This is a genomic window from Brevundimonas sp. (assembly GCF_004210735.1).
GTDB lineage: Bacteria > Pseudomonadota > Alphaproteobacteria > Caulobacterales > Caulobacteraceae > Brevundimonas.
The window spans coordinates 1-1901 of sequence record NZ_SDZL01000122.1 but is presented as its reverse complement, the minus strand read 5'-3'; the positions used below and the strand labels follow the sequence as shown (position 1 = coordinate 1901).

Below are 1901 nucleotides of genomic sequence, written 5' to 3'. Positions count from 1 at the left end.
CTGGATGCGCAGCAGATCGTGCGGATCCGGGTTGCCGTCGATGATGTAGTCGCCCTTCTGGATCAGATCGCCGTCGTGGACGGAGATGTGCTTGCCCTTGGGGATCAGGAACTCGACCGCTTCACCCTGAACGCCGTCGGCGTTGACTTCCGGGGTGATCTTGATGCGGCGCTTGTTCTTGTAGTCGCGACCGAATTCGACGCGGCCGTCCATCTCGGCGATGACCGCGCAGTCCTTGGGACGACGGGCTTCGAACAGTTCGGCGACGCGCGGCAGACCGCCGGTGATGTCGCGGGTCTTGGCGCCTTCGGTCGGGACGCGGGCGATGATCTCGCCCGGCTTGACCTCGTCGCCGTTCGACACGGACAGAACCGCGCCCACCGGCAGCAGGTACCGGGCGTCAGAGCCCGAGGCCAGCTTGGCGTAGGCGTCGCCCAGGGTGACGCCCATGGCCGGACGCAGGTCCGAACCGCGCGGGCTGGCGCGCCAGTCGCTGACGACGCGCTGGGCGATGCCGGTCGCTTCGTCGGTTTCCTCGCGGACGGACAGGCCGTCGACCAGGTCCTCGAAGCGCACCACGCCGCCGACTTCCGTCAGGATCGGGGTGGTGTAGGGGTCCCACTCCGCCAGACGCTGGCCCTTGCCGATGTCGGCGCCTTCCTTGACGCGCAGACGGGCGCCGTACGGGACCTTGTGGGTCTCGCGGTCCTTGCCGTCCACGACCACGGTGATGACGACGTTGCGGCTCATGGCCACCAGGTCGCCGTGCGCGGCGGTGACGGTCGGGCCGACGATCTTGGCCGAACCGGCGTTGGTCGCCTCGACGAACGAGGTTTCCGCCACGGTCGCGGTGCCGCCGATGTGGAAGGTCCGCATCGTCAGCTGGGTGCCGGGCTCGCCGATCGACTGGGCGGCGATGACGCCCACGGCTTCGCCCATGTTGACGTTGGTGCCGCGCGCCAGGTCACGGCCATAGCAGTGGCCGCAGATGCCGGCTTCGGCTTCACAGGTCAGGGCCGAGCGAACCTTGACCGACTGGACGCCGGCCGTGTCGATGGCCTCGACTTCCTCTTCCTGCAGATAGGTGTCCGCGGGGAACAGGATCTTGTCGCCGCCCGGCTCCTTGATGTCCTCGGCCGCATAGCGACCCAGCACACGCTGGCCCAGCGAGACCAGCACGTCGCCGCCCTCGACCACGGCGCGCAGCGTGATGCCGCGCGTCGATCCGCAGTCTTCCTCGGTGACGATCGAGTCCTGCGCCACGTCCACCAGACGGCGGGTCAGATAACCCGAGTTGGCGGTCTTCAGCGCGGTGTCGGCCAGACCCTTACGGGCGCCGTGGGTCGAGTTGAAGTATTCAAGGACGGTCAGGCCTTCCTTGAAGTTAGAGATGATCGGCGTCTCGATGATCTCGCCGGACGGCTTGGCCATCAGGCCGCGCATGCCGCCCAGTTGCTTCATCTGGGCCTGCGAGCCACGAGCGCCCGAGTTGGCCATCATGAATACCGAGTTGACGTCGGGCGCCTGGCCCTCGATCAGCACGCGCGGTTGCGCGATCTCGGCCATCATTTCGTCGGCCACGCGGTCCGTCGCCTTGGCCCAGGCGTCGACGACCTTGTTGTACTTCTCACCCTTGGTGATCAGGCCGTCGGCGTACTGTTGCTCGTACTCCTCGACCAGGGTGCGGGTCTCGCTGACCAGTTGTTCCTTCTTGGCCGGGATGACGATGTCGTCCTTGCCGAAGGAAATGCCGGCCTTGGCCGCCTCGCGGAAGCCCAGCTGCATCATCTGGTCGGCGAAGATGACCGTCGCCTTCTGACCGCAGTGGCGATAGACCTGATCGATCAGGTTACCGATTTCCTTCTTGGTCAGGTTCTTCTCGAGCAGGCGGTAGCCGATGT

The 1901-nt window shown here is 66.4% G+C and carries 1 pseudogene; it reads right to left on the bottom strand.

Annotated elements, in window-relative coordinates:
• Positions 1 to 1901: pseudogene (locus EON91_RS14320) on the bottom strand (DNA-directed RNA polymerase subunit beta'); the annotation flags it as partial.